General features: G+C 70.0%; 23 protein-coding genes, 1 pseudogene and 1 riboswitch. Of the genes and pseudogenes, 12 read left to right on the forward strand and 12 right to left on the reverse strand.

Annotated elements, in window-relative coordinates; all coding sequences use genetic code 11:
- The first annotated feature begins 142 nt into the window (after positions 1-142).
- Complete coding sequence (locus ACF1A1_RS05360) at positions 143-1,027, forward strand: hypothetical protein (RefSeq protein ID WP_391645668.1); 885 nt, start codon at positions 143-145, stop codon at positions 1,025-1,027.
- 117 nt (positions 1,028-1,144) lie between these two features.
- On the opposite strand, the gene ACF1A1_RS05365 is transcribed toward ACF1A1_RS05360, so the two are convergent.
- Together ACF1A1_RS05365 and thiC are read right to left on the reverse strand one after the other, a co-directional pair.
- Positions 1,145-2,581, reverse strand: a complete 1,437-nt coding sequence (locus ACF1A1_RS05365; RefSeq protein WP_391645670.1) for a VWA domain-containing protein — start codon at positions 2,579-2,581, stop codon at positions 1,145-1,147.
- Positions 2,582-2,913: 332 nt separating this feature from the next.
- Positions 2,914-4,710, reverse strand: coding sequence for a phosphomethylpyrimidine synthase ThiC (gene thiC / locus ACF1A1_RS05370; protein WP_391645672.1), 1,797 nt, complete (start codon positions 4,708-4,710; stop codon positions 2,914-2,916).
- Positions 4,703-4,892, reverse strand: a riboswitch (TPP riboswitch). (Overlaps the previous gene by 8 nt.)
- 72 nt (positions 4,893-4,964) lie before the next feature.
- Between thiC and ACF1A1_RS05375 the strand changes: the two genes are divergently transcribed.
- On the forward strand, positions 4,965-6,860 hold the full coding sequence (locus tag ACF1A1_RS05375; protein ID WP_391645674.1) for a YibE/F family protein: 1,896 nt from the start codon (positions 4,965-4,967) through the stop codon (positions 6,858-6,860).
- 316 nt (positions 6,861-7,176) lie between these two features.
- On the opposite strand, the gene ACF1A1_RS05380 is transcribed toward ACF1A1_RS05375, so the two are convergent.
- The 4 genes from ACF1A1_RS05380 to ACF1A1_RS05395 form a co-directional block, all read right to left on the reverse strand.
- Positions 7,177-7,623, reverse strand: a complete 447-nt coding sequence (locus ACF1A1_RS05380; RefSeq protein ID WP_391645676.1) for an SsgA family sporulation/cell division regulator — start codon at positions 7,621-7,623, stop codon at positions 7,177-7,179.
- 99 nt (positions 7,624-7,722) lie between these two features.
- A complete protein-coding gene (locus ACF1A1_RS05385; protein WP_391645678.1) occupies positions 7,723-8,586 on the reverse strand; it encodes an IclR family transcriptional regulator in 864 nt (287 codons plus the stop codon).
- A 196-nt stretch (positions 8,587-8,782) separates the two neighbouring features.
- Entirely contained in the window at positions 8,783-8,995 is a 213-nt protein-coding gene (locus ACF1A1_RS05390; RefSeq protein ID WP_391645679.1) for a DUF5326 family protein, read from the reverse strand.
- A 191-nt stretch (positions 8,996-9,186) separates the two neighbouring features.
- Complete coding sequence (locus tag ACF1A1_RS05395) at positions 9,187-9,504, reverse strand: cupin domain-containing protein (RefSeq protein ID WP_391645681.1); 318 nt, start codon at positions 9,502-9,504, stop codon at positions 9,187-9,189.
- 48 nt (positions 9,505-9,552) lie between these two features.
- On the opposite strand from ACF1A1_RS05395, the gene ACF1A1_RS05400 reads away from it, so the two are divergent.
- From ACF1A1_RS05400 to ACF1A1_RS05420, 5 genes are all read left to right on the forward strand, one after another.
- Entirely contained in the window at positions 9,553-9,930 is a 378-nt protein-coding gene (locus tag ACF1A1_RS05400; protein ID WP_391645683.1) for a phage holin family protein, read from the forward strand.
- A 7-nt stretch (positions 9,931-9,937) separates the two neighbouring features.
- Entirely contained in the window at positions 9,938-10,429 is a 492-nt protein-coding gene (locus ACF1A1_RS05405) for a low molecular weight protein-tyrosine-phosphatase (RefSeq protein WP_391645685.1), read from the forward strand.
- Complete coding sequence (locus ACF1A1_RS05410) at positions 10,426-11,577, forward strand: cystathionine gamma-lyase (protein WP_391645687.1); 1,152 nt, start codon at positions 10,426-10,428, stop codon at positions 11,575-11,577. Before ACF1A1_RS05405 ends, ACF1A1_RS05410 begins: the two co-directional genes overlap by 4 nt.
- Positions 11,578-11,804: 227 nt before the next feature.
- Positions 11,805-12,710, forward strand: coding sequence for a LysR family transcriptional regulator (locus tag ACF1A1_RS05415; RefSeq protein ID WP_391645689.1), 906 nt, complete (start codon positions 11,805-11,807; stop codon positions 12,708-12,710).
- Positions 12,711-12,798: 88 nt separating this feature from the next.
- Positions 12,799-13,281: an NUDIX domain-containing protein gene (locus ACF1A1_RS05420; protein WP_391645691.1), complete on the forward strand. Its 483-nt coding sequence runs from the start codon at positions 12,799-12,801 to the stop codon at positions 13,279-13,281.
- Between the two features lie 16 nt (positions 13,282-13,297).
- Here ACF1A1_RS05420 and ACF1A1_RS05425 read toward each other — a convergent pair whose 3' ends face one another.
- Complete coding sequence (locus tag ACF1A1_RS05425; RefSeq protein WP_391645693.1) at positions 13,298-14,851, reverse strand: globin domain-containing protein; 1,554 nt, start codon at positions 14,849-14,851, stop codon at positions 13,298-13,300.
- Positions 14,852-15,287: 436 nt separating this feature from the next.
- A complete protein-coding gene (locus ACF1A1_RS05430; protein WP_391645695.1) occupies positions 15,288-15,920 on the reverse strand; it encodes an HAD family hydrolase in 633 nt (210 codons plus the stop codon).
- Between the two features lie 213 nt (positions 15,921-16,133).
- On the opposite strand from ACF1A1_RS05430, the gene ACF1A1_RS05435 reads away from it, so the two are divergent.
- Complete coding sequence (locus tag ACF1A1_RS05435; RefSeq protein ID WP_391645697.1) at positions 16,134-17,000, forward strand: GNAT family N-acetyltransferase; 867 nt, start codon at positions 16,134-16,136, stop codon at positions 16,998-17,000.
- Positions 17,001-17,082: 82 nt separating this feature from the next.
- On the opposite strand, the gene ACF1A1_RS05440 is transcribed toward ACF1A1_RS05435, so the two are convergent.
- Positions 17,083-17,505 (reverse strand): heme-binding protein, encoded by a 423-nt coding sequence (locus tag ACF1A1_RS05440; RefSeq protein WP_391645699.1) that lies wholly within the window; start codon positions 17,503-17,505, stop codon positions 17,083-17,085.
- A 136-nt stretch (positions 17,506-17,641) separates the two neighbouring features.
- Positions 17,642-18,850 (reverse strand): MFS transporter, encoded by a 1,209-nt coding sequence (locus tag ACF1A1_RS05445; protein WP_391645701.1) that lies wholly within the window; start codon positions 18,848-18,850, stop codon positions 17,642-17,644.
- Between the two features lie 143 nt (positions 18,851-18,993).
- Between ACF1A1_RS05445 and ACF1A1_RS05450 the strand changes: the two genes are divergently transcribed.
- Positions 18,994-19,458 (forward strand): MarR family winged helix-turn-helix transcriptional regulator, encoded by a 465-nt coding sequence (locus tag ACF1A1_RS05450; protein ID WP_391645703.1) that lies wholly within the window; start codon positions 18,994-18,996, stop codon positions 19,456-19,458.
- 9 nt (positions 19,459-19,467) lie between these two features.
- Complete coding sequence (locus ACF1A1_RS05455; protein WP_391645705.1) at positions 19,468-19,920, forward strand: GNAT family N-acetyltransferase; 453 nt, start codon at positions 19,468-19,470, stop codon at positions 19,918-19,920.
- A gap of 81 nt (positions 19,921-20,001) precedes the next feature.
- On the opposite strand, the gene ACF1A1_RS05460 is transcribed toward ACF1A1_RS05455, so the two are convergent.
- The gene (locus tag ACF1A1_RS05460) at positions 20,002-21,387 is read right to left on the reverse strand and encodes a serine hydrolase domain-containing protein (RefSeq protein ID WP_391645707.1); all 1,386 of its coding nucleotides are present in this window, start codon (positions 21,385-21,387) and stop codon (positions 20,002-20,004) included.
- Positions 21,388-21,679: 292 nt separating this feature from the next.
- On the opposite strand from ACF1A1_RS05460, the gene ACF1A1_RS05465 reads away from it, so the two are divergent.
- The gene (locus ACF1A1_RS05465) at positions 21,680-22,243 is read left to right on the forward strand and encodes a dihydrofolate reductase family protein (protein ID WP_391645709.1); all 564 of its coding nucleotides are present in this window, start codon (positions 21,680-21,682) and stop codon (positions 22,241-22,243) included.
- An 84-nt stretch (positions 22,244-22,327) separates the two neighbouring features.
- A pseudogene (locus ACF1A1_RS05470) lies at positions 22,328-22,736 on the forward strand (LLM class flavin-dependent oxidoreductase); the annotation flags it as partial.
- Positions 22,737-22,793: 57 nt separating this feature from the next.
- Here the strand turns inward: ACF1A1_RS05470 and dnaB are convergent.
- Positions 22,794-24,272: a replicative DNA helicase gene (dnaB, locus tag ACF1A1_RS05475; RefSeq protein WP_391645711.1), complete on the reverse strand. Its 1,479-nt coding sequence runs from the start codon at positions 24,270-24,272 to the stop codon at positions 22,794-22,796.
- Between the last annotated feature and the right edge of the window lie 305 nt (positions 24,273-24,577).

Here is a 24,577-nt window from a genome sequence, read left to right on the forward strand (position 1 = left end):
GGCCAGGGGCCAATTTCGGCAAACCCCCTGTTACCTCATGCCGTCGCCGCTCTACCATCGGCTTATCCGTAGCAGGCTCCCCTCCGTTTCTGCCCGACGGCTCGTTGGCATGCGAGCCCCAAGCCCTACGGAGCATCGGGGGATGCACATGAACAGCGTTCCGCAGCACCTGCACAGCGAGGACCGCCAGGAGTACGAGCGGATCCTCGACGAGGCGCTGCGCTCCGCACCACACCACCCGGAACTGGCCGCTGTCGGCCAGCGGCTCAACGCCGAACAACTGCGCACCATGGCACTCAACGCCACCGCACTCATCACGGCGGCCGCGGCGACCGAGTACCAGCACTACGTGAAGGTCCGCGAGGAACTGCGCCACCCGGCGCCGTCCACCCCGTCGTCACCCACCCATGCGTCCGGCTCCGGTGAGCCGGGCGTGGGCGGGATGGGGCTCGCCGCCACCATGGGGGAGGCGGCCCAGGTCGCCGAGACCGCCGGAGCGGGCGCCGTCGCCGTCGCCGCCGTCCTCACCCCCGTTCTCGCCGGAACCGCCGCGGTGATCTTCCTGCTCGTCGGATACGTCCTCCGGATGCTCGACCCCGAGCAGTCGTTCGCCCAGGCCATGGTGACCGCCGGTTGGGCGTTCGGGGGCATCGCCGCGGCCGCGATCCTCGTCGCCACCGTCGGACTCCTGCTCACCGCCCTGCGTAACCGGCCCTCCCTGGAGGCCGGGCCGTACGGCGAACTGAGCGAGGAGGTCGCCCGCGCCAAGGAAGCCTGGCGGGAAGCCCTGCTGCGACGGGGCATCCTGCCGTTTCTGCGCGAGGCCCTCGCCGACCCCGGCACGGCCGCCGCACTGCACCCCGAACCGGCCCCGCCGGCGCCCACCGGCCGTCTGCCGAAGATCGGCTACGACCGTCCGGGCTTCACCAGCCCCGGCGACGGACGCTCGGCCGGCTCCCGCCCCAGCTTCAGCAGCCCGGACTACACCAGCCCGGACTTCGGAGGCCCGGAAAACCAGCCGGAATAGGCCTTCGGCTTGCGCCCCCGCCGAAGGGGAGCGCAAGCCGTACGCCCGGCTGAAATCGGGGAACTGCCGGTCTCGGCGACCGGCTCACCGCTCGCTGCCGGGAGCGACCTGGCGAGGTCAGAGGATGCCCGCTCGGCCGGCCGCCGTGATCCAGGACGGGAACTCGGACAGGAGCCGGTCGTACAGCTCCTGGTCCGGGACGGTGCTGATGTCGTCGACGGCGAAGAAGCCGACGTTGTCGACGCGGCGACCGGGGAGGGTGTCGAAGCGTTCCAGCACCCCGTAGTTGGACCGGCCGAGGCCCACGAACTGCCAGAAGATCGGCTCCTCCACCGCGGCACGCAGTTCCCGTTCGATCGCGGCGTCCCGGTAGACACCGCCGTCGGAGAAGAACAGCACCAGGGTCGGGGCGGCCGCCGGGTTCTCCCGTACATACTCTCTGACCTGGGCGATCGCCTTCTGCTCCTCGTTCTGGATACCGACCGTCCGCATGTCGACCTGCCCGGGTTCCAGGCCCCTCCTCGGCTTCTTGCCACGACGGAAGAGGTTGATCTCCCCCACCCGCACATGCAGCCGCAGCCACTCGGGGAGTTCACCCAGGCGCAGGTCGGGCAGGCGGGCAGCGTGGGAGGCGAACGTCCAGGCCTGCATCTCGCCGTCGTCGTCGAGCTGGGCCGCCACCGCCGCCATGCGTTCCACGACGTCCGCGACCACGCCCCGGGAGTAGAGGAAGGCCATGGATCCGGAGGCGTCGAGCACGAGCACGACCCTCGCCCTGACACCCGTCGCTCCCCGCTTGCTCAGGCTGACGGCCACCTGCTCCTTGCGCAGGGACAGCCGCTTGCGCATGTCGACGGGGAGTCGCTCCTCGCCCTTCGTCAGGCGAGGACCGGCAGGTGCCTGAGCCGGAGGGGAAACCGGCGGGGCAGGGTGGACGGGCGGTGCCTGGGGATACGGTGCCGGGGCGAGGGCCGTCGCCGGGGAGGTGACCGTTGCCTGGGGAGCGACCGTCTCTGACGGTTCGTCATCGACGGTGATGCCGAAGTCGGTGGCCAGTCCCGCGAGCCCGGAGGCGTACCCCTGTCCGACCGCCCGGAACTTCCACCTCCCCTCGCGCAGGTACAACTCGCCGCCGATGAACGCAGTCTCCGTCTCCCCCTGCATCTCGAAGCGCGCCAGCTCGGCCAGGCTCCCCGAGTCGAGCAGCCTCAGTGTCAGACCATTCACCTGCCCGAAGGTGCCCCCGTCCGCCGACGCACACAGCTCCACACGCGCGACCGCACTCTCCAGCGCCCGCAGGTCCACCTCCACCGCGTCCGTCGTGACACCGGCGTCACTGCGCTTCCCCAGGTGGGTCACGGCATCGGAGGCATGCCGCGGCTGGTTGTAGAAGACGAAGTCGCCGTCGTCGCGCACCCTCCCGGCCGCGGTCAACAACAGTGCCGACGCGTCGACGTCCGGCCCACCGGCCCTCTCGGCCCAGCTGATCTCGACGCGCACGGCCGACGCGTCGACCGGCAGATTGGCGCCCTTGCTCATGGATCGCGCTGTCATGGGGCCAGTCTGCCGACCCACGCCCCACGAGCAAGCCTCTTGGGAGGCCGGACGGCTGGACGGACCGGACGGACCGGACGGGCCGAATGAGCCGAACGGGCCGGGCGGACTGAACGGGCCGGGGACGGGCCGGGCGGGCCGGACCTCACCGCCGGCACGCGATGGGCGTGCCCGCGACGCCCCGGGTCGGTCGCCGTGGGCACAGGGGCGGCGCTCGCCTCGGCTCACCGGAACCGGAGAGCACCACCCCGGACCGACGCGCCGACGAGCCCGCCCCGGGTGGGCGGCAGCCGACGGGCCGACACGAGCCGGTGGACCGACGCGGGTGGGTGTCAGTCCGCCAACGGCAGATACACCCGGTTGCCCGCCGCCGCGAACTCCTTCGACTTCTGGGCCATCCCCTCCTCGATCTCCGTGCGCGTTCCGCCGTGTTCGCGGCGGATGTCCTGGGAGATCTTCATCGAGCAGAACTTCGGCCCGCACATCGAGCAGAAGTGAGCGGTCTTGGCCGGCTCCGCCGGCAGTGTCTCGTCGTGGAACTCACGGGCCGTGTCCGGGTCGAGGGCCAGGTTGAACTGGTCCTCCCAGCGGAACTCGAAGCGGGCGTCGGACAGCGCGTCGTCCCATTCCTGCGCACCGGGGTGCCCCTTGGCGAGGTCGGCTGCGTGGGCGGCGATCTTGTAGGTGATGACGCCGGTCTTGACGTCGTCACGGTTGGGCAGGCCCAGATGTTCCTTGGGCGTGACGTAGCAGAGCATGGCCGTGCCCCACCAGGCGATCATCGCGGCACCGATGCCGGAGGTGATGTGGTCGTACGCCGGCGCGACGTCCGTCGTCAGCGGACCGAGCGTATAGAACGGAGCTTCATCGCAGATCTCCTGCTGAAGGTCGATGTTCTCCTTGATCTTGTGCATCGGGACATGTCCCGGGCCCTCGATCATCGTCTGAACATGGAAACGCTTCGCGATCCGGTTGAGTTCCCCGAGCGTGCGCAACTCCGCGAACTGCGCCTCGTCATTGGCGTCCGCGATCGAACCGGGCCGCAGACCGTCCCCGAGCGAGTACGTGACGTCGTAGGCGGCGAGGATCTCGCAGAGTTCCTCGAAGTTCTCGTAGAGGAACGATTCCTTGTGGTGGGCCAGGCACCACGCCGCCATGATCGAGCCGCCACGCGAGACGATGCCGGTCTTGCGGTTCGCCGTCAGCGGGACGTACGGCAGACGCACGCCCGCGTGGACCGTCATGTAGTCCACGCCCTGCTCGGCCTGCTCGATGACCGTGTCCTTGTAGATCTCCCAGGTCAGCTCCTCGGCCCTGCCGTCGACCTTCTCGAGGGCCTGGTAGAGCGGCACGGTGCCGATGGGGACGGGGGAGTTGCGCAGCACCCACTCGCGAGTGGTGTGGATGTTGCGACCGGTGGACAGGTCCATGACCGTGTCGGCACCCCAGCGGGTCGCCCAGGTCATCTTCTCGACCTCCTCCTCGATGGAGGAGGTGACGGCGGAGTTGCCGATATTGGCGTTGACCTTCACCAGGAACCGCTTGCCGATGATCATCGGCTCGATCTCCGGGTGGTTGACGTTCGCGGGCAGGACCGCCCGGCCTGCCGCGATCTCCTCGCGGACCACCTCGGGCGACACGTTCTCCCGGATGGCCACGTACTCCATCTCGGGCGTGATCTCGCCCCGGCGTGCGTACGCGAGCTGGGTGACCGCCTTGCCGTCGCGGCTCCGGCGCGGCAGACGAGGCCGCCCGGGGAAAACGGCGTCGAGGTTGCGCAGCCCACCGCGCGGTGCGGTGTGCTTGATGCCGTCGTCCTCGGGACGGACGGGGCGGCCCGCGTACTCCTCGGTGTCGCCGCGGGCGATGATCCAGTTCTCCCGCAGCGGCGGCAGGCCCCTGCGGACGTCGGTCTCGACGAGCGGATCGGTGTACGGACCGGACGTGTCGTACAGCGTGACCGACTGCCCGTTGGTGAGGTGCACCTGACGGACCGGCACCCGCAGGTCGGGGCGTGCGCCCTCGACATACGCCTTGTGCCAGCCGATGGACTTCCCGGCCTCCCCGTTGGCGGAGATCTCCGTGGAGATCTGCGTGGAGGCAGGCGTGCGTGCGTCCTTGTTGGTCATGAGACCTACTCCCTACGCCGGCATTACCCGGTAACAGGTTCAGCGGTCGACGCAGCGGCTACCGTCTGCCGACGTTTCATGTGAAACATCACTCGATTCCGGTGACGTTCCACGTGAAACATCGCGAAGACGGAGGTCAGCGCCCTCTCAGCCCGGTGCTCCGAGCTCCCGCGTGTGCAAAGGTTGACCCCACGCTAGCGGCAATTCGGGCGCGGTGAACAGGGGGCCCCGGTCGTTCTTGCGATGATCGGTCGGTGACCACGACACACCATCCCCCGTACCCACCGCCCGAGCCGCCCCGCGGAACGGGTGCCGGAGGCGGCCACGGCCCCAGCTCCGGCACCGGCCGCAGCCGCGGCCATGGCCCCGATGCCGGTCCCGGTGCCAGTCCTGGCTCTGGTCTTGGTCCTGGTCCTGGCCCTGGAGACGATCGCGATTTCGCCGGCAGCGGCCGGCCCCAGGGTCCTGGATACGGCGGCGGTCGCCCTGGCTTCGGCGGTGCGCAGAGGCGTGACGGCGATCAGCAGCCGGGCGGCGGGTATGGCGGACCCGGGTCCGGTGGCGGGGAGCGCGGCTCCCGTGGCGCCGGGCATGGGTTCGGTGATGGTGAGTACGGCTCCAGTGGCGCCGGGCGAGGCCCCGGTGGGGGCGAGCGCGGTCCTGGTGGTGGGCAGGACGGTGGCCACGGACACGGGCACGGACACGGCCCCGGCGACGGACACAGCGGTGGGCATGGCCCGGGTCCCGGTGGCGGCAACGGCCCGGGCCCCGGTGGGGGCAACGGCCCGGGTTCCGGCGGTGGGCACGGGCACTCGCACAGCCATGGTCACGGCCCGGCCGCTCCCGTCTCCCAGCACCTGCGCAAGGTCATCGCGGCCGTCCTCATCCCCTTCGCCGTGGCCGTGCTGGCCGGGCTGGTCGTGCTGTGGCCCGGCGGTGCCCCGCCGCACGAGCGAACGGGAGTCGGCTTCGACCGGCAGACCCAGCACGCGACAGTCACCGAGGTCGTGAGCGTGAGCTGCTCGTCGGTGAACGCCTCGGGCGACACCCCGACCGGCGACACCTCCACGGCCGAGGGCTCCTCCGCCCAGCAGCAGGCGAACGGCACCTGCAAGCGGGCCACCATCCGGGTGGACACCGGCAACGACAAGGGCCGTACGTTCACCGAGATCGTGCAGCCGGACCAGTCACGGCAGTTGCGCGAGGGCCAGGAGGTCGTGGTCGCCTACGAGCCCTCCGCGCCGAAGGACCTGCAGTACTCGGTCACCGACGTGAACCGCCGCGTTCCCCTGGGACTGCTCGCCGCCATCTTCGCCGTCGCCGTCGTGGTCGTCGGGCGGCTGCGGGGCGTCATGGCGCTGGTCGCGCTGACCATCAGCTTCCTGATCCTGAACTTCTTCATCCTGCCCGCGATCCTTCAGGGCTCGAACCCACTGGTCGTGGCGGTGGTGGGGTCGAGTGCGATCATGCTGATCGCGCTCTATCTGTGTCATGGCCTCTCGGCCCGCACCTCGGTCGCGGTCCTCGGGACGCTCATCTCCCTGTTGCTGATCGGCGTCCTCGGCTCGTGGTTCATCGACTGGGCCGCGCTGACCGGCAACACGGACGACAACACCGGTCTCATCCACGGCCTGTATCCGTCGATCGACATGAGCGGTCTGCTGCTCGCCGGCATCATCATCGGCTCACTCGGTGTCCTCGACGACGTGACGGTCACCCAGACGTCGGCGGTCTGGGAACTGCACGAGGCCAACCCGTCGATGGGCTGGCGCGGGCTGTACCGGGCCGGCATCCGGATCGGCCGCGACCACATCGCGTCCGTGGTGAACACGCTCGTCCTCGCCTACGCCGGCGCCGCGTTGCCGCTGCTGCTGCTCTTCTCGATCGCCCAGAGCAGCGTCGGTACGGTCGCCAACAGCGAGTTGGTCGCCGAGGAGATCGTGCGCACGCTGGTGGGCTCGATCGGGCTGGTCGCGTCGGTGCCGGTGACCACGGCCCTGGCGGCCCTGGTGGTCTCGGCCGACCGACCGCAGCCCGGTACGGCGACCGGGACGGCCCCGGAGGGGGCACCGGGGGCGACGCCGGCCGGTACGGCAGGCCCGGCGCCGCAGGCGGCCCGAGGCGGTCGCGGCAGGCGACGCAAGCGCTGACGCGGCGTGCGTGCGAGCCGGTACCGACGACCGGCCCGCACGATCGCTAGGCAGCCTGCGATCGCTGTGCGGCCTGCGATCGTTGTGCGGCCTGCACGATCGCTGGTGCGGCCCGCACGTCCGGCGCTTGGCGCACTCCCACGGCAAATCGGCGCCTCCTCGATCCTCGGCAGCGCGGTGTCGGGGCCGGGACCTCCCTCTTGCTCGGAGGCCCGGCGCCAGGGCGGGTTCGGGGCACCGCCGCCGCTCAGAAGAAGCGTTCCTGCACAGCCCCACCCCTGCCGAAGCGTTCCGCCACCGTTCGCCGCCGCACCCCTCAGCCGGCGCTCTGCTCCTCCGCCAGGATCCGGTCCAGCGCCTCGTCGAGATGGGCGTCGAAGTCGGCGAGCGCACCCTCCTGGCCCAACGGCACCAGCTTGTCGGTGCGGTCGAGGAAGGCCACGAGCGGTGCCGCCGAGGAGCGGAACACCGCCTGGTCGCTCCCGACCTGGAGCCGGATCAGGACCTCGCTCAGTGCATCCGGGTCGACCGGCGAGACCCGCACATCTCCCTCACCGCACGGTCTGCCCACCCCGTCGATGAGCAGCTCCCGACCGAAGGCCCAGGTCACCGGGGCATCACCGGGCAGGTGAAAGGTGAGGCGTACGGCGTAGGGATCGCAGGTCTCGTAGCCCAGCTCCACCGGGATGCGGAACGAGAGCTCCTCGGAGACGAGAAAGCTCATCATGACCTCTGCCTGTACTACTTGCACGGACTCGCGCATCGCCTTACCCCGTCATGGCCGTCGAATGGCTGGGAATGAACCCCTCACATTGCATGGCATCTTGCTGAAAGTACACAACAGATCACAAGGAGTGAGTTTTCAGATACTGATAGAGATCGCGAGTGATCCCAGCATCCGCCCGGCCTCGTCCTGCAGTTGCCGGGCCGTCGGCATCAGCCGATCGGCCTGGTGGGCGGGGAGGGAGATGGCGATGGTGGCGGCCGTCGTGCCCACGGTGACGGGGATCGCGGCGCAGACCGCGCCCAGCGCGTACTCCTGCCGTTCGACGACCGTCTCCGTCCGCCGTACGCGGTCCAGCCGCCGCAGCAGGGTGTGGTCGTCGCGGACCGTGTACGGGGTGAGGGACTGCACGGGGTAGCGGTCCAGGTGGTCGCGGCGGGACTCCTCGTCGAGCTGGGACAGCAGGCACTGGCCGACGGCGTGCGCATGCCCCGTCTCACGGAAGTCGGCCCATTCCTCGACCGCCGGATTGCCCGGGGAGTCGGCGACACACATGACCTCGATCTCGCCCTCGCGGTACACGGCGTAGTACACGGGAGCACCGATCGCATCACGCCAGTGGGCCAGGATGTCGACGACCGTGCTGCGACGTTTCTGCGCCGCTCCGCTGCTGCCCAGCCGCTCGGCCGCCTCACCGAGGAAGAACAACCCTTTGTCCCGGTGGAGATAGCCCTCGTGCACCAGCGTGCGCAGCAGGTGGTACGCCGTGGGGAGCGCGAGGCCGGTCTCGCGGGCCAGTTGCTTGGCCGGAGCCCCGCAGGCGTGCTCGGCGACCCTCTCCAGCAGGCGCATCGCACGCTGCACGGAACCGATGAGCGTGGTCGCGGGCTGCGGCTGTTCCGGGACGCCGGCACCCGGCGGGCGCTGGAGCGGGGGCGTGGTGGAACAGGGGCGGGCGGGGGGTGCGTACGGTTCCGCTGAGGCGGTGTCAACGGTGGCCAAGGGTCACTCCCGAAGCGCGAGAGGGCGGTCCGTGCGGGGAACACGGGAGGGGGAAAGACCGCTCGCGGGGCTCGTCCCCACGTCGGGTTCCGGACTTTAACCGTCCGCCACCGCTCACGGACGGGCCCTGCGGGAAACTTCCCCCGGCCGAGGGAACCGGCGATACCTGTTACCGATCACCGGTCCCGGGCATCGTTCACCAGTCGCCGCGCGAGGAGGAACTCGACGTGAACTTCCGTACGACGTAGATCAGTCCGCCGACCAGCGCCACGAAGACCAGCAGTTTGAAGAGCAGGCCGATCACGAAGCCGACGACACTGGCTATCAGTCCGCCGAACACGACCAGGGCGATGACCGGCACCGCCACCCACTTCACCCACCACGGCAGTCCCGCAAAGATCTCTCGCATCGCCCTTGTCCTCGTCCCTGTCCTCGTTCGCTCCGGTGTCCGGCACCTCTGGCGGGCCGGATCCTTCTGGTGTTCTGCCGTCGATGCTAGGTCCGAAGCATGTGCGTACGGGGGCCTCGCACCCCTTGTCCTCCCCTGACCGGTCCCCTAGGGAATCTCGAGGCGGCGCATCACCTCCCGGGCGGAGACGATCAGCCCTCGGGTGGCGAGAACACGACCACGACCCGCAGGTCCTCGCTGATGTGGTGGAACTTGTGGGCGACCCCGGCCGGCACGTACACCACGCTGCCGCGCGCCACCTGGGTGGTCTCCAGGCCGACGGTGAGGGAGGCCCGCCCGCTCACGACGAGGTACACCTCGTCCTGGTTGTGCGGATTCTGTGGATCATGCTGCCCGGCGTCGAGCGCATACAGCCCCACCGACATGTTCCGCTCCCGCAGGAACTGCAGATAAGCGCCGTCGTTGGCGGCTCGCTCCGCCTCCAGTTCGTCCAACCGGAATGCCTTCATCGCCCTCGCCCACGCTCGCAACCGATCTCTTCTGCCACGATCAGACACATGAAGAATTTCGTAGTCAAGACGATCGCCAACGCGGGCGCCCTGGCGGTCGCCGTCTGGCTGCTGGACAAGATCACTCTGACCGGCGACAGCACGGGCAAGAAGGTCGGCACCCTCATCGTGGTGGCGCTGCTTTTCGGCCTCGTCAACTTCCTGGTGAAGCCGATCGTGAAGGTGCTCACCTTCCCGCTCTTCATCCTGACGCTCGGCCTGATCACACTGGTCGTCAACGCGCTGATGCTGCTGCTCACGTCGTGGCTCGCGGACAGGCTCGACCTGAGTTTCCACGTCGAGGGCTTCTGGACCGCGGTCGTGGGCGGCCTGATCATCTCCGTCGTCTCCTGGGCGCTCAACGTCGTCCTGCCCGACAAGGACTGAGCCCGCGATGACCTACCGCGTCTGCTTCGTCTGCACCGGCAACATCTGCCGCTCCCCGATGGCCGAGTCGGTCTTCCGCGCGCGGGTGGCGGAGGCCGGCCTCGACGGGCTGGTCGAGGTCGACAGCGCGGGCACGGGCGACTGGCATGTGGGCGAGGGCGCCGACCCGCGCACCGTGTCGGTCCTCGAGGAGAACGGGTACGTCCTCGCGCACACCGCCCGGATGTTCGAGCGGTCCTGGTTCGCGCGTCTCGACCTCGTGATCGCCCTGGACTCCGGCCACCTCAGGGCACTGCGCCGCCTCGCGCCCACCGACGAGGACGCCCACAAGGTGCGCCTGCTGCGCGCGTACGACCCCGCCGCCGGCCACGATCTCGACGTCCCCGACCCCTACTACGGGGGTCGGGACGGTTTCGAGGAATGCCTTGGGATGGTGGAGAAGGCGAGCGAGGGGCTGCTCAGCGCGGTACGCGAGGACGTGGAAGGACGCGTGGCATGAACGATTCCGCCAGGGACGGGGAGCTCCCCACGGGCGAGGGCACGCGCGCGGTGCGGGCCGGCCTGCCGGAGCCGGTGAAGTACGAGCCGACCCTGCCGGGTCCGGTGTTCGCCGCCCACTTCCACCTCCCGGGCGAGCCCACGGGGCCGTACACCTACGGCCGCGACGAGAATCCGACCTGGACGCACCTGGAGCGGGCCATCGGCGAGCTGGAGGCGCCCGGGCAGGACGGTGTTGAGACGCTCGTGTTCGCCTCCGGCATGGCCGCGATCTCCTCGGTGCTCTTCTCCCAGCTGCGCGCCGGGGACGCCGTCGTCCTGCCCAGCGACGGCTATCAGGCGCTGCCCCTGGTCCGCGCCCAGCTGGAGGCGTACGGCATCGAGGTGCGCACCGCGCCGACCGGTGACGACGCCCAGCTCGGTGTCCTCGACGGCGCGCAGTTGCTGTGGATCGAGTCACCGTCGAACCCCGGGCTCGACGTGTGCGACATCCGGCGGCTCGTCGAGGCGGCACACGCGCGTGGCGCCCTGGTGGCCGTCGACAACACGCTCGCGACGCCGCTCGGGCAGCGCCCGCTGGAACTCGGGGCCGACTTCTCGGTGGCCAGCGGCACCAAGCAGCTCACCGGACACGGCGACGTCCTCCTCGGCTGTGTCACAGGACGCCAGGGCGAGCCGATGACGGCCGTACGGCGCTGGCGCAAGATCGTCGGGGCGATCCCGGGGCCCATGGAGGCCTGGCTCGCGCACCGGTCGATCGCCACGCTCCCGTTGCGCGTCGACCGGCAGAGCGCCAGTGCCCTGGCCGTCGCCGAGGCGCTGCGGAAGAGGCCCGAGGTGACCGGTCTGCGCTATCCGGGGCTGCCCGACGATCCGTCCCACCGGGTGGCCGCACGACAGATGCGGCGCTTCGGATGCGTGGTCTCCTTCACGCTGCCCACGCGCGCGCGTGCCGAGCGTTTCCTCGAGGCGCTGCGGTTGGTGGACGACGCGACGAGCTTCGGCGGAGTGCGGTCGACGGCGGAGCGGCGCGGGCGCTGGGGTGGGGACGCGGTGCCGGAGGGCTTCATCCGCCTGTCGGTCGGCGCGGAGGATCCCGAGGACCTGGTGGCGGACGTGCTGCGTGCGCTGGAGGAGTCGGCGCGGTGAACGGTTGACGGACGCCCCGACGGTGTCCCGCTACGCACATCGGACGGTCCGAGCCTCCCCCCTCGTGGCTCGGACCGTCCACGGTTCTGCGCGCGAAGAACCGCGCGACCAAGGCTAGTTGACTGTCTGTCAGTGTCCAATCACAGTAGCGACAGAGACCTATCGACTTATTTATAGTTGGGCCCTGCCCCGGGGCCGGGAGAAGGGCAGGGAAGGGGGGAACGTCCGTGGATCTGGCCTTGCTGCGCACCTTCGTGACCGTGCACCGGGCTGGTTCCTTCACCCGCGCCGCCGCTCTGCTGGGCCTGTCCCAGCCGGCCGTGACCTCCCAGATCCGCACGCTGGAACGGCAGCTGGGGCGCCCCCTGTTCCTGCGCCAGGCCCGCGGCGTCACGCCGACGACCATCGGCGACGAGCTCGCCCACAAGGCCGCACCCCATCTGGACGCGCTGGTCGAGATCGCCGAGACCGGTCTCGACGACGAGTCCTCCGTGCGGACCCTGCATCTCGCCGGACCCCCCGAGTTCACCGCCGAGCGGGCTCTTCCCGCCCTCACCGAGCTGGCCGGCGACGCCGGGCAGGGGCTCGCGCTGCGTGCCTCCTTCGGAACCGCCGAGGAGGTCCTGGAGGGGCTGGCCGCCGGACACCACGACCTCGCCATCAGTACCGTCCGGCCCCGCGGCGCGCTCCTCACCGCCACCCCGTTGTGCGACGAGGAGCACGTCCTGGTCGCCGCCCCGCACCGGGCCGCGCTCAGCGGTGCGCAGACGCTGCGCCGCAAGGGTGCGTCCGCGCTGGAGAACCTCCCCGTCGTCGAGGTCCACGAGTCGCTGCCTTTCGTCTCCCGTTACTGGGCCTCCGTCTTCGACTCGCGCCCCGCCGCCTCGGGCACCGTCATCGTGCCCGACCTGCGCGCGGTCCTCGCCTGTGCGATCGCGGGCGCCGGCCTCGCGGTACTGCCCCGCTATCTGTGTACGGCCGCACTCGACCGGGGTGACGTCATCGAACTGCATGAGCCCGCGGTACCGCCGCTGCGGACATACGTGCTGGTGGCGCGTACCGGCACGCTGGCGATGCCGCACATCGCGCGGGCCCATGAATGGCTGCTGAGGACGGCTGCCGACTGGTGCTGAACGGGTTTCCCCGGCGTATCACGGGGTGAGGTCGTTCGGTGACGTTTCGCGATGTTTCACGTGGAACCAGCCGGGCCACATTTCTCCCATGACCGTCCGACCCGTGGTCAAGCGCACCGCCCGCGCCGTTCTGCTGGACGGTGACGACCTGATCCTGATCAAGCGCACCAAGCCCGGCATGGATCCGTACTGGCTCACGCCGGGAGGCGGGGTCGAGCCGGAGGACACGACCGTCGTCGACGCCCTGCACCGCGAGGTGTACGAGGAGCTCGGCGCCAAGATCACCGACGTGGTGCCCTGCTTCGTCGACACCGTCGAGCACATCGGCGAGGACGGTGGCGCGACCGGTGTGAAGGTGCAGCACTTCTTCGTCTGCCGTCTGGAGTCCATGGATCCGGCCCTGCGGCACGGCCCCGAGATCGACGAGCCCATCGGCGAGTACGAGATCGTCCGGGTGCCGTTCACCCGGGTCGGCATCGCCTCCGTCCACCTCGTGCCGCTGTCGCTACGGCACTACCTCGACGGCAACATCGAGGGCGTACGCGCCATGCACGCCCCCGATCTGGGGTGACGTCTGCGGCGCCGGCTCAGTGTCCGGCGGCGACGAGCTCTTCGACCGAGTCGTGGCGTATGCGCTCCGCCGGGATGCCGACGCCGCGCAGGGCGTCCACTCCGCTGCGGATCATGCCTGGCGGGCCGGAGAGGTAGGCGTCGTACGCGGTCCAGGGGCCGTAGGCCCGTATGGCGTCGGGGAGCTGGAGCAGACCGTCGCGGTCGACCACCGGGCGGACCTCCAGCCAGGGGTGGGACTTCTGGAGCCTGAGCATCGTGTCGATGTCGTACAGGTCGTGGTCACTGCGGGCGCCGTAGAAGACCTCGACCGGGCGGCGGGCGCCGTGCTCGGCGACGTCCTCGACGAGGGCCTTGATGGGAGCTATGCCGGTGCCGCCGCCCAGACAGAGCAGTCCGCGGTCGCTGGTGTGGTCGACGGTCATCGAGCCGGCCGGCGGGCCGAGGCGGACCACGTCGCCGGGCCGGGCGCGGTGGACCAGCGCGTTGGAGACCCAGCCCGCGGGGACGGCCTTCACATGGAACGTCAGCAGTCCGTCGGAGCGGGGGGCCGAGGCGAAGGAGTAGTGCCGCCAGATCCGCGGCCACCACGGCGTCTCCAGGCTCGCGTACTGCCCGGCGAGGAAGGGGTAGGGCTGGTCGGGGCGCAGGGTGAGGACGGCGACGTCCGAGGTTCTCAGGTCGTGGGAGACGACCTCCGCGTACCACCAGGCCGGCGCGCGCAGCTCGTCGGCGGCCGCTGCGTCGATCATGACCTGGGAGATCGTCGTGTAGGCCCGCACCCAGGCCGCCTCGGTCTCGGCGTCCCACACGGACCCGGAGTACTTGCTCAGCGCCCCGATGAGGCACTCGCCGACGGCCGGGTAGTGCTCGGGGCGGGTTCCGTACTTGCGGTGGCCTCGACCGAGGTGTTGCAGGTAGTCCACGAGGACCGGCGTGTTGTCGATGTGTTCCGCTGCGGTGAGCAGGGCCTTGAGCAGCCGGTCGCGCTGGGTGTCCATCGCGGGCGGGAAGAGCGGGCGCAGTTCGGGGTGGCGGACGAAGAGCAGCGCGTAGAAGTACGAGGTGACCTTGTCGGCCACGGGGGTCACCTCGGCCATGGTCCGGCGGATCAGCACGGCGTCCGGGGAGGCGTGTCCGGCGGGGGTGGACCGTTGGGCGGGGACGCGGGGTTCGGCGCCGGCCGGCGGCTGGAGAGGCGCTCGAGGCTCCGCCGTAACCTCCGCCGGGGCCTCTGCCGGGGCCTCCTCCGGGACCTGGGAGTCGACGTCCTGCACGTGGACGGAGTCCCGGGGCTCTGCGGGTTTCTGCGGCTGGTCGCTCGCGGGTGCCGTCGGCGCTGAGGGAGTCTCGGGTATTCGGGAGCCCGGTTCGGCGGCCTCGTCCTGGGGTGGTTCGCCGTCGGCGGCCGCCGTGCCCCTGCCCACGGGGCGCAGCGCGGCCAGGCGGCGGCCTTCGGAGGTTCCCTGCTCGTTGCCGGCAGCCGGTTCCGGCGCCTTGCGCGGCGTGAACCAACCGTCCCCGCCGCCGGACGTGCCGCTGTCGGCCGACCTGGTGGTCGGAGCGTCCATGGTGTGCCTCGCCTCGAACATCTTTCGGTCGGTCTGCGCACTTCCACGATCGGAAGGTGCCTGCTTCCCCCGCAGACGGCTTGCTTCTCTGTTCCGTTCCGTTCCGAACCGCGTCCGATACGACCACGGTCCACCCGTATCTCTGCTGCGTACGTCGCGTAAGGCGAGAGTGCGACATGGGCCGCAGTCCTCTTGCCGCAGCATCCCACCCCGTACGGATGCCCCAACCGCATAACCGGAATCGCGGGTCTTCGATCTCTCCGTCCCGTTAGGCTGCATTGCCCTGCTCCCGGTCCGCACGGAATGTGTGCACCACATCTCGTGCATCACATCCGGGACACGAACCGGAGTCGACCATACCGGGCGCCGCTCGGCGCACAAGTCCCCCCTTCCCTCCCTCGGGGACGGCCGGGGTGCGAATCGTCGGTTCCCTCAATTACCGGGCGCACCCAACTAATGCATAGGCATCCCACAGATCCTTCCCCACGTAGGAGTGGGTCGCGAGATCTGACAGATGGCTGTCCGCATTGACCGCCACGGAGACCGGCACCACACCGAACAGGTCCTTGTCCGAGAGTGAATCGCCGTACGCGACGCAGTCCTCCCGCGTCAGCCCGAACTCCGCGCACAGCCGATCGGCGATCAGCACCTTCGCGGCGGCGCTCAGTACTCCCTCGGGGTCCACGGGCTCGGTGAAAGGCACCGCGGGAAAGCGGGAACCGTAGGCGGCGTGCGCGCCCCACCCGGTCAGCCGCTCCACGAAGAACGACGGCGAGAGCGATACGACCGCGCAGTACTCCCCCCGGCTCCTGATCTCCGTCCAGACCTCGCGAATACGTGTCAGCCAGGGAGCGGCTTCGAACGCCGCCGTCACGTGCGCGTCAGTGAGCTGTGCCCAGAGCGCGTGCACGCGCCTGGCGTACTCCGGCGGCCCGATACGGCCCGCCGCGATCGCTCGGTCCAATGCGACCGTCTCCGCTTCCAGGCCGAGTTGCCGCGAAATCTCGACCGGTGCCGATGTTCCGTGCAACAACGTGCCGTCGAGATCGAAGAGATGAAGTCTCGCCATGGGCCGAGGCTAACGGCAGGCATGTCAGCGTTTTGACGAAGTCGCTCGAAGCTGTGGCAGAGGATCTCGACGGGACACTGCTCGCGACGTTTCACGTGAAACGTCCTCGGTCTGACGGCCCCCAGGGGAGTGGGCCACGACATGGCCAAAAGCACGTATCTCTCCGGGGAAACAGGTGGACGCCAAGGGCACCGGTCGGACAGCCTGACCTGCGTGCCGACTCCTTCCACCGCCGCTCTCCCCATTCGCCGCCTGACGCACCGTGATCTCACCGCGTGCGCCGACCTGTCAGAGGACCGGGGGTGGCCGCGCGAGGAACACAAGTGGGGCTTCCTCCTCACCGCCGGGAAGGGGTACGGCATCGACGACCCCGGCGGAGGTCTCGTCAGCGCCTGCGTCGTCACCGAGTACGGTCCGCACGGCCGGCCCGCGCTCGGTGCCATCGGCATGGTGCTGGTCGCCGAACGGCACGCCCGTCGCGGTATCGGCCGGCACCTGATGCGGCACGTCCTCTCCGTGATGGGCCCCACCCCCCTCACCCTGCACGCCACACCGCACGGTCGTCCGCTGTACGAGGAGCTGGGGTTCAAGGCCACGGGCCGGGCCGAGATGGTCGTCGGGCACTTCACGTCCGACGGGCCGACGCCCGGCGTCGTCACCCGCGCGGCCACGGCCGAGGACCTCACCGCGATCCTCAGTCTCGACGAGGAGGTGTTCGGCACCGACCGCACGCAGATGATCGCGCGGCTGCCCGCCTTCGCCGACCAGGTACGGGTCGCCGAGGACAACGGCCGGATCATCGGCTACGCGGCCGCCTGGCCCAACATGGGCACCCATGTGGTGGGCCCGCTGATCGCCCGGGACACCGAGACGGCCAAGGCCCTCGTGGCCTCCCTCGCCGCCCATACCGACCGCCCCCTGCGCACCGACATCGACGTGCGCCACCAGGAACTCCTGGCGTGGGTGAAGGCACGGGGTATGGAGTCCGTCGCCTTCAACGCCGTCATGACCTACGGGACCGAGGAGCTGCCGGGTGACTGGAGCCGGCGGTTCGCTCCGCTCACGGTGGCGGCCGGCTGACGCACTCGGATACGACGACGCCGGTTCCCGTGGTCGTCGGGAACCGGCGTTCTTCGGGTGTGCTCGGGGGAGACGGCCGTCGTCAGGCGAGCGCCTCCACCGCGGCGGTGGCGAAGCCGTGATCCTGCTCCGGGGCGCCGCCACCGACCCCGATGGCGCCGATGAGGCGGCCGTCGCGGTGGACCGGCAGGCCGCCGGCGATGAACAGCAGCGGCCGGTCGAGCGCGGTGGGCAGGGTGTGGAAGAGGCCGCCGGGCTGCACGGCGTCGACGAGGTCGGCGGTGGGTGTGTCGAGCTGGAGCGCCGTGTACGCCTTGCGGGTGCTCGTCTCGCCGGAGATCAGCACGGCGCGGTCGTCCCGTCGGAAGGCCAGCAGGTGACCGCCCGCGTCCAGAACGGTGACGCTGACCGTGACCCCGGCGGCCTCGGCGGCGCGGCGGGCGGCCGTCACGAGGACTTCGGCGTCGTGGATGGTCAGCGGAGCGACGGCGGGGGTGGTGCTCATGGGGGAGTACTCCTTCGTGGTGTTGCTGAGGTTGTGTTGCTGAGGTTCTGGTGCGGTCGGAGGCGCTGATGCCCTTGGGGCGGCCGGGAGGCGACCGGTCCGCCGGGACGGCCCTGGCCCGGCGGACGGGCGGCGCTCAGTGGTGGACGACCGTCGGCTGCCCGGCCGGCGTGCCCCCGGCGACGACGGTGCTGGGATCACCGTCGCGGCGCTCCAGCGCGGCCGAGACGAAGGCGAGGACCAGGGCGGCCGCGGCGAGAACGGCACCGACCCAGTTCGGGGCGGTGTAGCCGAGGCCGGCGGCGATGACCAGGCCGCCGAGCCAGGCGGACAGGGCGTTGCCGAGGTTGAAGGCACCGATGTTGACCGCCGAGGCGAGCGTCGGAGCGCCGTGCGCCTGGTCGAGGACGCGCTTCTGCAGCGGCGGGACGGTCGCGAAACCCAGGGCGCCGATCAGAGCGATCGTGACGGCCGCCAGGACCTTGTGGTGGGCGGTCAGGGTGAAGAGCGCCAGGACGACCGCCAGGGCGCCCAGGGAGACGTACAACATCGGCATCAGGGCGCGGTCGGCGTACTTGCCGCCGACGAGGTTGCCGCCGACCATGCCGAGCCCGAAGAGGACCAGCAGCCAGGTGACGGAGCCGTCGGCGAAGCCGGTCACGTGGGTCATCATCGGCGCGATGTAGGTGATGGCCGCGAAGACCCCGCCGAAGCCGAGGACGGTCATCGCCATGGCGAGGAGGACCTGGGCGTTCTTGAACGCGGCCAGTTCGTGACGCAGGCGTACGCCCTCCTGGCGGGGCATCTCCGGGACCAGCTTGGCGATGCCCGCCAGGCCGATGACCCCGAGGACGGCGACGATCGCGAAGGTGACGCGCCAGCCGACGCTCTGCCCGACGAGGGTGCCCAGCGGGACACCCACGACGTTGGCGACGGTGAGGCCGGTGAACATCATGGCGATGGCGCCGGCCTTCTTGTCCGGCGCCACCAGGTCGGCCGCGACGACGGAGCCGATACCGAAGAAGGCGCCGTGCGCGAGCGAGGCGACGACACGGCCGATCAGCATCACGGCGAAGGCCGGGGCGACGGCGGACAGCAGGTTGCCGACGATGAACAGGCCCATCAGCAGCATCAGCATCCGCTTGCGGGAGACCTTGGTGCCGAGGACGGTCATCAGCGGGGCGCCGAACATGACGCCGAGCGCGTAGCCGGTCACGAGGAAACCGGCCGTGGGGATGGAGACCCCGAAGTCGCCCGCGACCTCGGGCAGCAAGCCCATGATCACGAACTCTGTCGTTCCGATTCCGAAGGCCCCGATCGCGAGGGCCAGAAGCGCGAGAGGCATGGAGGGGTACACCTTCCCAGACGATTGCAGATGCGCTTTGCCTGCGTCTACAATAGTTGCAGACGCGGGCAATAAGCAACCGCCGACAATTGCGGAACTGCTCTACCCTGGATCCAGCCACTCCGGGACGGAGGAAGAGACCCATGACTGCGACGGACCCCGCGCTCACCGCCCTCGCCCAGGGCTGGTGCGCCCTCTCCCTGCTGCACGGGAGGATCGAGGCCCACATCGAGCGCGCGCTCCAGGCCCGGCACGACCTGAGCGTGCGCGAGTACTCCTTGCTCGACGTGCTCAGCCGCCAGCACGACGGCGACGGGGGCCATCTGCAGATGAAGCAGGTCGCCGACGCGGTCGTCCTCAGCCAGAGCGCCACCACCCGCCTGGTCACCCGGCTCGAGGACCGGGGGCTCCTCGAGCGCTACCTGTGCCCCACCGACCGCCGTGGCATCTACACGAACGTCACCGAGGCCGGCCTCGAGCTGCTCGACGAGGCCCGCCCGACCAACGACGCGGCGCTGCGCGAGGCCCTCGACGAAGCGGCGAAGAACCCTGAACTGGCCCCGCTGGTGCGGGTCGTGGAGTCACTGAAGGCGCCCGCGGCTGCATAGGGTGCGACCATGGGAGATCTTGAAATACGTGCCGCCGCCCCCGAGGACATCCCCGCGATCGTCGGCATGCTCGCGGACGATCCCCTGGGCGCACAGCGCGAGTCGCCGGACGACCTCACCCCCTACCTGACCGCCCTGGAGCGGCTCAGGGCCGACCCGAACCAGCGGCTGGTGGTCGCCGTGCGTGACGGGAGGGTCGTCGGCACCCTCCAGCTCACGATCGTGCCCGGCCTGTCCCGGCGTGGGGCGACCAGGTCGATCATCGAGGGCGTACGGGTCCACGCCGACGAACGGGGCAGCGGTCTGGGCACGCGGTTCATCGAGTGGGCGATCGAGGAATCCCGTCGCGAGAACTGCCAGTTGGTGCAGCTGACCTCGGACAACACACGCACCGACGCCCATCGCTTCTACGAGCGGCTGGGCTTCGTGGCCTCCCACGTGGGCTTCAAGCTCCAGCTCTGAGACGACCAGAGGCCACAGCGAAAGCGCCATGTTTCACGTGAAACATGGCGCTTCCTCCGCTCAAGGGCACTCGGGCGTCGGCTAGCCGATCCCCCGCCATCCCTGCGGGTCCACCCCACCGGGCACGTCAGCCCTTTCGTCGTACGGCTGGCGCGTGAACACGAACGACCCGAGGTCCAGATGGTCCACCGTGCCGTCCGGACGCCGTACGGCACGAAGAACCTCTCCGGCGAAGTACCCCTCCAGCCCCGTCCAGGTCCCTTCACCGTTCCGCCGGAACCGTGAGCGTCGTCCGCCGCCGGAGAGTGGCCCCAGGGAGAGGAACCCGTCAGCCGTCACGCGCAGGGCGAAGGGGTTGGTGCCCCAGTACCACTGGCCGGCCAGCTCCAGCACTGAGCGGTCGGCCTCCCGCAGCGGCCGCCAGGGCTCGGGGATCCGCGGCTCGGCCTCGGCCACGATGCGGATGAGATCCGCGGCCACCTGAGACACCATCGGGCCGGAGGTGCAGTTGGCGAGCACCACCGCGGCGACGTCGTCGGCCTCGCTGAGGGTGAGACTCGCCAGGAAGCCCGGCACCGACCCGGAGTGGCCGACCAGCAGGCGTCCGTCCTGGTTCTCGATCCGCAGACCGAGCCCGTACGAACTGCCGTTGGCCAGGTCCGTGAGCTCGGCCGGAGCCGCGGGCGTCCGCATCTCCCGGAGTGTCTCCGCGCTCAGCACCCGGTCGTCCCCACGGGTCAGGAAGGCGGCGAACCGTGCGAGATCGCCGGTCGTGGACCAGAGTTGGCCGGCCGCCGCCATCCGCCCGAAGTCCTCGGTGGGCTCGGGCAGCATCACATCGGCCCATGGGTGCACCGCCCAACCGCCCGCATGCGGATGCTGCGGCCGTGCGCTCGTGCGATTCAGGCCCAGAGGTTCGAGCACTTCACGCCGTAGTGCCTCGTCCCAGGGGGCTCCCCTGAATTTCTCGACGAGGGCGCCCAGGAGGCTGTAGCCGGGGTTGGAGTAATGGAATCGCCGGCCCGCCGGATGCAGGACGGGCTGGTCACCGAGGACATCCGTGAGTTCCGGACGCAGCGCCCCCGGCGTCCGCTCCCACCACGGGCCCGGTGATTCGGCCGCCAGTCCCCCGGTGTGGGCGAGTAGTTGGGCGACGTTGGCCTCCCCCGCGCCGGTGCCCGGCAGATGCTTCTCCAGCGGGTCCTCGAGGTCCAGCGCCCCCTCGTCGCGCAGCCGCAGCACGAGAACGGCGGTGAAGGTCTTGGTGATCGAGCCGATCCGGTACTGCACGTTCTCGTCCGGACCGTGCCCGTCGACCGAGGTACGCGCCCCGTGCCACACGGCCTGTCCGTCCCGCACGACCGCGGCGACGAGTGACGGAGCCCGCCCTTCGGCCTGGGCCACGGCAATGCGGTGCAGCAGTGCCCGCCGTGTGCCGGGGAGCAGTTCTTCCTGAGATGTCGTCATGGGGCCAGTCCACCCGGCCGCTCGGCAGGCGTCGAGCTCATTTTCCCCAGGGCCGCCCCCTTTCTTCGGCGTGCGGGGAGGCGGATCGGCGAGGTGGTGCACTCTGAATAGCGCTTCCGCCCGCGCACCAAGGGCACGTTCACCACCGCGCGGCCGAGTGGACTGCTGACGATGAGTCTGCGGCTGAGCCACCGCGCACGAGGACTACATGCGAGCTCAGATCGCGCACCGATGAGTTTCCCGCGCCGCGCCGGTCAGTACGCGTGAGACCGACTCACGGAAGGCTGGCGCCATGCGGAAATTGATCTACGGCATGAACCTGACCCTGGACGGCTACATCGCCGCGCCCGGCGACGACATCGGCTGGAGCGTGCCGAGCGACGAGCTGTTCCAGTTTTGGTCCGACCAGTTGCAGGCGACCGACCTGTCGCTGTACGGGCGCAAGCTGTGGCAGACGATGAGCTCCTACTGGCCGACCGGCGACCAGCAGCCCAACGCCACCCCGGCGGAGATCGAGTTCGCGCGCCGCTGGCGGGACATGTCGAAGGTCGTGTTCTCCTCGACGATCGACAAGGTCGACTGGAACACCCGCCTGGTCACCGGCGACGCGGTCGCCGAGATCACCCGGCTCAAGGCCGAGGACGGGGGCCCGATGTACATCGGCGGCGCGACGCTCGCCGGGGCGGCCATGCGGGCCGGGCTGATTGACGAGTACGTGCTGGCCACCGCGCCGGTCCTGGTGGGCGGCGGCACGCCGGTCTTCACCGCGCTGGACAGCTGGGTGAACCTGAACCTGGTGGAGACGCGGACGTTTCCCTGCGGAGTGATCCTGACCAGGTACGAGACGAGGCGCTGAGCGCCCGTCCGGGAGTCACGGGCCATACGCTCCGCGAGTGACACCGGAGGAGCCGGCTCGGTTGCACCGCGCACGCGACCGGCCCTGGAGCTGTTGAGGCGTTTCTGGTCCGGCGACTCGGTGAACCACCATGGTCGGCACGATGAGGTCCGGGACGTGACGCTGCTGCCTGCCACGGTGCAGCGGCCCTGTCCGCCAGTCTGGATCGCGGATTCTGGCCGCGTCGCCCGCCCATGCGGCGGGCAGCGCGGTGGGATGGCGCGGTGCCGCTCTTCGAGACGGCCCGGCATGGTCATCTGCCGGATGTGGCCGCAGTACGTGATCCGGTCGGATACGTGCGTAAGCACCGTGCGGCCGGGGCCGAGCACCCCTTCGAGTTCGTACTCGGCGGCGCCACGCCTCTGACGCGGCCAAGGCCAAGGACGTGATCGGACCACTGCACGACGCTGGCATCACCTGGTGGGACGAGCGGCAGGTCCAGACCGGCCCCGACCCCTGGAGTGAGTGGCGTTCGTCGAGACAGAGGCGTGCGAGGACATCCTTTGCACGATCACGTCTGCGCCATGTCCACGAAGCGCGAGTAGTGGCCCTGGAACGCCACGGTGATGGTGGCCGTCGGGCCGTTACGGTGCTTGCCCACGATGATGTCCGCCTCGCCCGCGCGCGGCGACTCCTTCTCGTACGCGTCCTCGCGGTGCAGCAGGATCACCATGTCGGCGTCCTGCTCGATGGAGCCGGACTCACGCAGGTCGGACACCATCGGCTTCTTGTCCGTGCGCTGCTCGGGACCACGGTTCAGCTGCGAGAGCGCGATCACGGGGACCTCCAGCTCCTTGGCCAGGAGCTTGAGATTCCGGGACATGTCCGAGACCTCCTGCTGGCGGCTCTCGGAGCGCTTGGAGCCGCCGGACTGCATCAGCTGCAGGTAGTCGATGATCACGAGCTTGATGTCGTTGCGCTGCTTGAGCCGACGGCACTTGGCGCGGATCTCCATCATCGACAGGTTCGGGGAGTCGTCGATGTAGAGCGGCGCGGAGGACACCTCGGGCATCCGGCGTGCCAGGCGTGTCCAGTCCTCGTCCGTCATCGTCCCAGAGCGCATGTGGTGCAGGGCGACGCGGGCCTCGGCGGACAGCAGACGCATCGCGATCTCGTTGCGGCCCATTTCGAGGGAGAAGATGACGCTGGGCAGGTTGTGCTTGATCGACGCGGCCCGGGCGAAGTCCAGCGCCAGCGTGGACTTACCCATGGCGGGGCGGGCCGCGATGACGATCATCTGGCCGGGGTGCAGACCGTTGGTGAGCGAGTCGAGGTCGGTGAAGCCCGTGGGCACACCGGTCATCTCGCCGCTGCGCGAGCCGATCGCCTCGATCTCGTCGAGGGCGCCCTCCATGATGTCGCCGAGCGGAAGGTAGTCCTCGCTGGTGCGCTGCTCGGTGACCGCGTAGATCTCGGCCTGGGCGCGGTTGACGATCTCGTCGACGTCGTCGTCGCCCGCGTATCCCATCTGTGTGATGCGGGTGCCGGCCTCGACCAGGCGGCGCAGGACCGCGCGCTCGTGCACGATCTCCGCGTAGTACTCGGCGTTCGCCGCCGTCGGCACCGTCTGGACGAGCGTGTGCAGATACGAGGCGCCGCCGACCTTGTTGATCTCGCCCCGCTTGGTGAGCTCGGCGGCGATGGTGATCGGGTCGGCCGGTTCACCCTTCGCGTAGACGTCGAGGATCGCCTGGAAGATCGTCTCGTGCGCGGGCTTGTAGAAGTCGTGGCCCTTGAGGATCTCGACGACGTCGGCGATGGCGTCCTTGGACAGGAGCATGCCGCCGAGGACCGACTGCTCCGCGTCGAGGTCCTGCGGTGGCACCCGCTCGAAGGCCGTACCGCCGCCGTCCCATTCGCCGGTGTCCCGACCGCGGTCGTGTTGCTCGTCCCGGCCGCGGCCCCCGTCGCCACGCCGCCGGGCGGAGGGAAGACGATCACTGGGACCGCTGTCGGCCCACGGATCGTCCAAGGGCTCGGAAATGCTCACCGAGCCACCTCCTCCCGTCCGCGGAGCGGACCTCACCGTGCCCCTCATTTCTACGGCACGGCACTGACAACTGAGAGGCCCAACTCCGCTTGGGGCACGTCGGTTTTGTGAGGTTTTCACGGGCAGCGGGCGGAGCGGGCGCCGGACAACCGTAGGCCTGCGGGCACCGTCAGCCAATCTGGTTATCCACAGGCCATGTGGACGACGGCCCCGATGCTGTGGAGAACTCGGCGAAACCTGTGCACGACCCGGTGGACAGCCCTGTGAACAAGCCCTCGACTTTCCCCATAGAACTCCGCTGACCT

The sequence above is a fragment of the Streptomyces sp. NPDC014995 genome, assembly GCF_043080745.1.
Classification (GTDB): Bacteria; Actinomycetota; Actinomycetes; order Streptomycetales; family Streptomycetaceae; genus Streptomyces.